Annotated in this window: 8 protein-coding genes; 6 read left to right on the top strand and 2 right to left on the bottom strand. The window is 67.9% G+C overall.

Going from position 1 to position 7,740, the window contains the following annotated elements; translation table 11 throughout:
- Nucleotides 1-126: 126 nt before the first annotated feature.
- From VL973_RS12110 to VL973_RS12095, 4 genes are all read left to right on the top strand, one after another.
- Complete coding sequence (locus VL973_RS12110) at nucleotides 127-1,368, top strand: SGNH/GDSL hydrolase family protein (protein ID WP_325284279.1); 1,242 nt, start codon at nucleotides 127-129, stop codon at nucleotides 1,366-1,368.
- 11 nt (nucleotides 1,369-1,379) lie between these two features.
- Nucleotides 1,380-1,721 (top strand): hypothetical protein, encoded by a 342-nt coding sequence (locus tag VL973_RS12105; RefSeq protein WP_325284278.1) that lies wholly within the window; start codon nucleotides 1,380-1,382, stop codon nucleotides 1,719-1,721.
- Between the two features lie 79 nt (nucleotides 1,722-1,800).
- Nucleotides 1,801-3,540: a copper resistance system multicopper oxidase gene (locus VL973_RS12100; protein WP_325284277.1), complete on the top strand. Its 1,740-nt coding sequence runs from the start codon at nucleotides 1,801-1,803 to the stop codon at nucleotides 3,538-3,540.
- Nucleotides 3,537-4,568, top strand: a complete 1,032-nt coding sequence (locus tag VL973_RS12095; RefSeq protein WP_325284276.1) for a copper resistance protein B — start codon at nucleotides 3,537-3,539, stop codon at nucleotides 4,566-4,568. The genes VL973_RS12100 and VL973_RS12095 overlap by 4 nt, the downstream gene beginning before the upstream one ends.
- Here VL973_RS12095 and VL973_RS12090 read toward each other — a convergent pair.
- Nucleotides 4,565-5,470, bottom strand: coding sequence for an NAD(P)/FAD-dependent oxidoreductase (locus tag VL973_RS12090; protein WP_325284275.1), 906 nt, complete (start codon nucleotides 5,468-5,470; stop codon nucleotides 4,565-4,567). The two genes, VL973_RS12095 and VL973_RS12090, sit on opposite strands and share 4 nt — an antisense overlap.
- A gap of 40 nt (nucleotides 5,471-5,510) precedes the next feature.
- Between VL973_RS12090 and trmD the strand changes: the two genes are divergently transcribed.
- Together trmD and rplS are read left to right on the top strand one after the other, a co-directional pair.
- Nucleotides 5,511-6,245, top strand: a complete 735-nt coding sequence (trmD, locus tag VL973_RS12085) for a tRNA (guanosine(37)-N1)-methyltransferase TrmD (RefSeq protein ID WP_325284274.1) — start codon at nucleotides 5,511-5,513, stop codon at nucleotides 6,243-6,245.
- On the top strand, nucleotides 6,242-6,631 hold the full coding sequence (gene rplS, locus VL973_RS12080; RefSeq protein WP_325284273.1) for a 50S ribosomal protein L19: 390 nt from the start codon (nucleotides 6,242-6,244) through the stop codon (nucleotides 6,629-6,631). The genes trmD and rplS overlap by 4 nt, the downstream gene beginning before the upstream one ends.
- Before the next feature lie 81 nt (nucleotides 6,632-6,712).
- Here rplS and queA read toward each other — a convergent pair whose 3' ends face one another.
- Nucleotides 6,713-7,738 (bottom strand): tRNA preQ1(34) S-adenosylmethionine ribosyltransferase-isomerase QueA, encoded by a 1,026-nt coding sequence (gene queA, locus VL973_RS12075; RefSeq protein ID WP_325284272.1) that lies wholly within the window; start codon nucleotides 7,736-7,738, stop codon nucleotides 6,713-6,715.
- Between the last annotated feature and the right edge of the window lie 2 nt (nucleotides 7,739-7,740).

Genomic DNA, 7,740 nt, shown 5'->3' with positions numbered 1-7,740 from the left:
CCGGGCGTCAGGTGCTGGCGGGTATCCGCGCGAACTTCTGATGACTATTCCGGTGCTTCTTGCATGAAGTGCCAGACCGGCCGGTCCCGTGCGGGGCCGGCCATTTTTGTTTGTGGGGAGGATGGGATGCGGGCGATCGGTTTGGCGGTGATGCTGGCGATGATGCCGGGCAGCGCGTGGGCGCAGACATGCGCGTGGCAACCGGCATGGGCATCGGCCCAGATGGTGCCGGGGGGCGACAATCGGCTGGCACCCGGCGCGCTGGACGATGCCAGCCTGCGACAGGTCGCGCGCATGTCGACCGGCGGCAAGCGTGTGCGCGTCCGCATCTCGAACGCGTTCGGCACCAAGCCGCTGGAGGTGCGCGGTGCGTCGATCGCACGGCCGGTCCGCAATGACGGCCATGCAGTAACGCCCGACAGCCTGGTGCCGCTGCGGTTCGCGGGTCAGCCGGGAACACGGGTTCCCGCGGGGGCCGACTGGCTGTCCGATCCGGTGGCGATGCCCGTTGCCGCCTTTGACGATCTGGCGGTAACGCTGCACGTCGCGGGCGAGCCGGGCGAGCAGACCTCGCACCCCGGTTCGCGCGCCACATCGTGGCTGGCAAAGGGTGATGCCACGCGTGCCGCGACGCTGACCGGCGCGCAGCCGACCGAACACTGGTTCCTGTTGTCGGGCATCGAAGTAGAAGCCTGTCCCGCGCGCGGCGCCGTCGTGGTGCTGGGCGATTCGATCACGGACGGGCGCGGTTCGACCACCAACGGCAATGATCGCTGGACCGACGTGCTGGCGCGGCGGTTGCAGGCCGATCCGCGCACGCGTGGCATGTCGGTTCTGAATCAGGGGATTGGCGGCAACAATATCCTGGTCGACGGCCTCGGCCCGAACGCGATCGCGCGGCTGGACCGCGACGTGCTGGCGCTGCCGCGTGTCACCGACCTGATCGTGCTGGAAGGCGTCAACGATCTGGGCGGCCTGTCGCGCACGGAGGGTGCGACCCAAGCGGATTATCAGGCGCTGGTCGGGCGGCTGACTGCGGCCTTTTCCCAGATAATCGAGCGCGCCCAAGCGCGCGGCATCCGTATCCACGGGGCCACGGTCATGCCGTTCGGCGCCAGCGAATATTATCACGCGACCCCCGACGCAGAGGCGGCGCGGCGCGCGATCAACGATTGGATCCGCACGCCGGGACGGTTCGACAGCGTGATCGACATGGACCGTGCGACCGCCGATCCCGCGCGGCCCGACCGGCTGGACAAGCGTTACGACGAAGGCGACGGGCTGCACACGTCGCCCGCCGGGTTCCGTCGCATGGCGGAAGAGGTCGACCTCACCGCACTGGTTGCCGATCGCACGCCGGCGCCCTAGATCGATCGGGAATGGTGTCCCGCGCATATCCCCTTGGCCTGATCCGTCAGGCCGCGCTGCTGCTGCTCGCGCTGGCGTTGCTGGTCAGTGCGGGCCTGGGTTGTCGTTCGGTGGCCGCAGCGCCGGTGTCGGCGGCCGCCGCGCACGGCCATTGTGATAAGCCGGGGCAACAACCTGGCGAAGCTGCGCCGCAAGCAATGGCTTGTGCAGTCGCCTGCGCCGCCCTGCCGCAATCCGCGCCGGTCGCGCCGGGGGCGGCGATCGCCCCGCGAGGCAAGCCGGATTCGGTTTTGCTTGGCCTGACCGCCGCGCCGATCCGCGGCCCCGTGCCCCCGCCGCCGCGCGCCGCCTGATTCCGCGTCGGCCGTTGTGATGCGGCCGGGATCAATGACCAGCGCGGCCCCGGTGGCTGCGCGACACGGATGGCATCTCATGAATCATATCATCGACCGGCGCGCCTTGCTGCGCGGTGCCGGGATCGCGGGCGGCGGGCTGGCGCTGGCCGCGCATTGGGCCGGCTGGGCCAGCCCGGTTTCCAATGGCGCAGCGTTGCCCGAATTGACGGGCGAGGAAATCACCCTGACCGTTGACCACCTGATGCGTCGTGTCGACGGGCGCACCAGCCATGGCATCGGCATCAACGGTCATGCGCCCGCGCCGCTGATCCGGCTGAAAGAGGGGCAGAACGTCCGCATTCATGTCGACAACCGGCTGGATGAGGAAACATCGGTCCACTGGCATGGCCTCATCCTGCCGTTTCAGATGGACGGCGTGCCTGGCGTCAGCTTTCCCGGCATCCCGGCCCGCAGCCGCTTTACCTATGAATTTCCCGTCGTTCAGTCGGGCACCTATTGGTATCACAGCCATTCGGGGCTTCAGGAGCAGATGGGGCATTACGGCCCGATCGTGATCGACCCCGCCGGGGCCGATCCGGTCGCGTTCGACCGCGAGCATGTCGTCGTCCTGTCCGATCACAGCCCGCTGCATCCGCACGCCATCTTTCGCCGATTGAAGCTGGAGCCGGGCTATTTCAACCGCCAGCGCCAGACACTGGGCGGGCTGCTTGCCGGGCGCGATCAGGATGGGGGCACGCGCGCTGAATGGGGCGCGATGCGGATGGACCCGACCGACATCGCCGATGTGACCGGATCAACCTATACCTACCTCGTCAACGGCCATGGTCCCGCCGACAACTGGACTGCGCTGTTCCAGCCGGGCGAGCGGGTGCGGCTGCGTTTCATCAATGCCAGCGCGATGACGACCTTCAACGTCCGCATCCCCGGCCAGCCGATGACGGTCGTCGCGGCCGATGGTCAGAATGTGCGGCCGGTCGAGGTGGACGAGTTCCAGTTCGCACCCGCCGAAACCTATGACGTGGTCGTGACCCCCGCCGGGGACCGCGCATGGACGATCGTGGGCGAGAGCATTGATCGGTCGGGCATGGCCCGCGCCACGCTGGCGCCGCGCATCGGCATGACGGCGGCCGTCCCGCCGCTTCGCACCCGCCCGGTCGCGATGATGCGCGACATGGGCATGGGGGCGATGGGCGGCGACTGCGCGCCCGAACACGCCGCGGTTGGCCATTGTTCGCCCGACAGCGGCGGGCACGCGATGGAGCACGACATGCGCGACTTCTCCGTCGCGCCACAGGTTCGGCCCGGTCCCGGCGTGCAGACGATCTCGCCCATGCCCGTCGATCGAACAAGCGAGCCGGGACAGGGCCTGGAAGGTGTCGGCCACCGCACCCTGACCTATCGTCAGCTCGTCGCGCTGAATCGCAATCCCGATACCCGCGCGCCCGGTCGCGAGATCGAAATCCATCTGACCGGCAACATGGAACGCTATATGTGGAGTTTCGACGGTGTGAAATTCGCCCATGTCGACGCGCCCATCCCGATGCGCTCGGGGGAGCGGGTGCGGGTCACGCTGGTCAACGACACGATGATGGGCCACCCCATCCATCTGCACGGCCATTTCTTTGAACTGGTGACGGGGCATGGCGACCATTCGCCGCGCAAGCATACGGTGCTGGTTCAGCCCGGCGGGAAGGTAAGCTGGGATGTCACCGCCGACCCAGGCGACTGGGCGTTTCACTGCCACATGCTCTATCACATGCACGCAGGCATGATGCAGGTCGTTCAGGTCCGCAACGAAGCGGGAGCGGTGGCATGATGGTCCCACTCCTCGCGCTCACGCTGGCCGCCGCCCCGCTGCCGCCGCAGCATCAGGGGCATTCGATGCCCGCGCCACAGGCCCCGGCCGCCTGCACCGCCGAGCATGCCGCTATGGGGCATTGCACGATGCCCGCCGCGCCAAAGCCCTCCGCGTCGGAATGCACGCCCGAACATGCGGCGATGGGACACTGCACCCCGCCATCCGCGCCCAAGTCTGCCGCGCCGCAATGCACGCCCGAACATGCCGCGATGGGACATTGCACTCTGCCGTCGACACCCAAGAGTGCGGGCAATGCACCGCCACCCCGCGCGTTTCCGGGTGAGGCCGCAGCGGCTTTTTTCGGACAGGACGTTATGGCCGCCGCCGCTGATGCGCTGCGCCGCGAACATGGCGGGATGGCGTTCAATCAGGTCATGTTCGACCTGGCCGAAATGCAGGTGCGCGGCGGCCGCGACGGCTATCGCTGGGAAGGCGCGGCATGGTTCGGCGGCGATATCCACCGCGTCGTGCTGAAGAGCGAGGGGGAGGGCGATTTTGCCGGGCCGCTGGGCCATGCGGAGGCGCAACTCCTTTATTCGCGCGCGCTGGATGCCTATGCCAATCTGCAACTGGGCGTGCGTCAGGATCTGGGGGCGGGCGTCCGCCGCAGCTATGCCAGCGTGGGGGTCGAGGCGCTGGCACCCTATTGGTTCGATGTCGAGGGTACGCTGTTCCTGTCCGACAAGGGCGAAGTGTTCGCGCGCGCTGAGGCTTATTACGACCAGCGGCTGACCAACTGGTGGGTGCTGCAACCGCGCGGCGAGCTGAACCTGTCGGCACGGGACGTGCATGAAATGGGCGTCGGCGCGGGCGTCACCGATGCGGAAGCGGGGCTGCGATTGCGTTACGAGGTCGCCCGCGAGTTCGCCCCCTATGTCGGCGTGTCGTGGGAGCGCCAGCTTGGCCGCACCGCGCGCCTTACCCGGTCGGCGGGGGGTGAAACCGGGGGGGTGTCCTTCGTCGCCGGGGTTCGGGTTTGGTTCTAACGCCGCAGCGGCGCCTGTTCGTTCAAATGGTTGCGGATCGCGGTCGATGCGACGCCCGCCTGCCCCATGGCGTTGGAGATCTGGTCCAGCCCCAGCACGACGTCCCCGGCAGCGAAAAGGCCGGTCACGCTGGTTCGCATATGGTCGTCGACGGTCAGGCATCCGCCATCCCCAGCGTTCGCGCCCGCCGCGACGGCGAGGTGGGAGCGGATGGTGGAACCGAGCGCAGGATAGACGCTGTCGAACGTCATCGTCCCATCTGCCGTCGCCACGCTCAGCCGGTCGCCGGTGATGGCATAGTCGCCGCACGGCCCCTCGACCCGGATGATGCCCGCGCGGTCCAGCGCGGCTTCGCATTCGGCGTCCAGTTGGTGGCGTTCGGGTGCGATCAGCGTCACCTCGGCGGTATAGCTACGCAGGAACAGCGCCTCTCGCATCCCATGGTCGCCCGTGCCGATCACGCCGACGCGCTTGTCGGTCACCTCATAGCCGTCGCAGATCGGGCAGTAGCGCAGCAGGCCGCGTAACAGCGCCTCGTCATGCAGTGCGTCGGCCATGCCGGATGGCCGATGGTTCACCACGCCCGTTGCCAGCAGGACGGTGCGCGCGCGCCATTCGCGGTCGTCGCAAGCGACGCGGAATCCGTCCGCGCCCGGTTCAAGCGCAGTGACGCGGCAATTCTCACTGACCACCCCGAATGATGCGGCCTGTTCGCGCATCCGCGCCAGCAGGTCGGGACCGGTGATGCCGCCGGGATAGCCCGCATGATTATGCGTGCGCGGGATCATCGCCGCGCGACTGGACCCGCAGTCGAACAGCCGCACCGACAGATGATAGCGCGCCAGATAGATCGCCGCCGTCAGCCCCGCGGGTCCGGCACCGATGATGATGCAATCGTCCATGTCCTTGCCTTTCGCGCACGCCCCGACGCATGGAGATGCCATGTTCGCCGCCACCGTCCTAACGCTTTACCCGGAAATGTTTCCCGGCCCGCTCGGGGCTTCGCTGGCGGGAAGGGGGCTGCGCGAGGAACGCTGGTCGTTTGAGACGGTCCAGATTCGCGATTTTGCGGCCGATCGCCACCGTTCGGTTGACGATACGCCGGCGGGCGGCGGGGCGGGGATGGTGCTGCGCGCCGATGTGCTGGCGGCGGCGTGCGATCATGTCGGCTATGATCGCCCGATGCTGGCGATGACGCCGCGGGGCGCGCCGCTGACCCAGGCGCGGGTGCGCGAACTGGCGGCGGGGCCGGGCGTGTCGATCCTGTGCGGCCGGTTCGAGGGGTTCGACGAACGCCTGTTCGAAGGGCGGCCGATCGAGCCGGTGTCGATCGGCGATTATGTGCTGTCGGGCGGTGAGATGGGCGCGCTGGTCACGCTGGATGCTTGCGTTCGGCTGATTCCCGGCGTAATGGGCGCGGCTTCGAGCGGAGACGAGGAAAGCTTCGAAAGCGGCCTCCTCGAATATCCGCAATATACCCGACCCGTCGAATGGGAAGGGCGCATGATCCCCGAAGTGCTGCGATCGGGGGATCATGCGCGGATCGCGGCATGGCGAAAGCACATGGCCGAGACCGATACACGGCTAAGGAGGCCCGACCTTTGGGAGCGCCACAGTGGCGTTCGGGTCAGCACTCCCTCTGGCGCGCAGCGAACAGACCGGGACGAACAGACATGAACCTGATCCAGCAGATTGAGGCCGAACAGATCGCCAAGTTCCTGGCGAACAAGAATATCCCCGACTTCCGTCCGGGCGACACGCTGAAGGTCGGCGTGAACGTGGTCGAAGGCGAACGCCGCCGTGTCCAGAACTACGAAGGCGTGTGCATCGCGCGTTCGAACAAGGGCATGGGTTCCAACTTCACCGTCCGCAAGATGTCGTTCGGTGAGGGCGTCGAGCGCGTCTTCCCGCTTTATTCGCCGAACATCGACAGCATCGAAGTCGTCCGTCGCGGTGTCGTGCGTCGTGCGAAGCTCTATTATCTGCGCGGCCGCACCGGCAAGTCGGCACGTATCGCCGAACGCCGCGATCCACGCCGCACCGAAACCGCCGCTGCCGAATAATCGGCGCGGCCGGACGGTCGGACAAAAAACGGGCGCGGCGGGAAACCCTGCCGCGCCCTTTTTCATGCCCGCTCGCCGCGTTCAGGGCAGCAGCAGCGAGGCATCGCCGTAAGAGTAGAAGCGATAGCCGTCGGCGATCGCATGGGCATAAGCCGCCTGCATCCGCTCCAGCCCCATCAGCGCCGACACCAGCATGAACAGCGTCGATCGCGGCAGGTGGAAGTTGGTCATCAGCCCGTCGATCCCGCGAAAGCGATAGCCCGGCGTGATGAAGATCGCGGTGTCGCCCTCGAACGGGCGGATCACCTGGTCGTCGCCCGCGGCACTTTCAATCAGGCGCAGGCTGGTGGTGCCGACCGCGATGACGCGTCCGCCGCCCGCGCGCACGGCGTTCAGCCGGTCAGCGGTGGCGGCGTCGATGCGGCCCCATTCGGCGTGCATCGCATGGTCGGCGGTATCGTCCGCCTTGACTGGCAGGAACGTGCCCGCACCGACATGCAGCGTCAGCGTAGCATGGCCGATCCCGGCGGCCTCCAGCGCGGCGATCAGGCCGGGTGTGAAATGCAGCGCCGCCGTGGGCGCGGCGACGGCCCCGGCCTCTTTTGCGAACATCGTCTGGTAATCGTCGGCGTCGCGTGCGTCGGTCGGGCGCTTTGCGGCGATATAGGGCGGCAGCGGCATTCGCCCCGCGCGTTCCAGCAGCAGCTCCACCGGCTCGTCGCCCGCGAAGTCCAGCGCGAAGCTGCCATCGGCGGCGCGGTCGCTGGCGGTCGCGGTCACGTCGCTGCCGAATTCGATGATGTCCCCGTCATGCAACCGCTTTGCATTGCGGATGAACGCGCGCCAGCGGCGTGGCCCTTCGCGCTTGTGCAGCGTGGCACCGATCCGGGCCTCGCCGCGCGTCCCCTCAAGCTGAGCGGGAATCACGCGCGTGTCGTTGAACACCAGACAGTCGCCGGGACGCAGACAGGCGGGCAGTTCGCGGACGATCGCGTCGCGTGTCGCTGCGCCCTCCAGCACCAGCATCCGCGCGGCGTCGCGCGGCGCGGCGGGGCGCAGCGCAATGCGTTCTGGCGGCAGTTCGAAATCGAACAGGTCGACCTGCACGA

The organism is Sphingomonas sp. (assembly GCF_035490575.1).
Lineage (GTDB): Bacteria > Pseudomonadota > Alphaproteobacteria > Sphingomonadales > Sphingomonadaceae > Sphingomonas.
This window is presented reverse-complemented; position numbering and strand designations above follow the sequence as displayed.